Genomic DNA, 229 nt, shown 5'->3' with positions numbered 1-229 from the left:
GGTTCTACGTCTCTGCTGGCGTGACAGTGGCCATCCACAAGGTGGGGGCAGCGAGAGCTATCTCGCACACGTCGGCGCCGGGCGGGCCGAGCGCGGTATCGCCGTGACCCTGCGCACCGCGTCGTACCCCGGTGCTCCGTCGTCCGAGACCGTGCCCGGCATCAGGATCAGCCGCGCCGGCGGCCGGTACACCGTCTACCCCCGGGCTCTCGCCTCACTGGCACTGGGT

The 229-nt window shown here is 71.2% G+C and carries 1 pseudogene; it reads left to right on the top strand.

Annotation, left to right across the window (positions count from 1 at the left end):
- Nucleotides 1–229 (top strand): annotated as a pseudogene (locus AC0IX4_RS23460) (glycosyltransferase family 1 protein); the annotation flags it as partial.

This window comes from Rhodococcus sp. AC861 (assembly GCF_979256035.1).
Note: the sequence above shows the minus strand (reverse complement) of the source record. Positions and strands in the feature narration are given on the sequence as shown.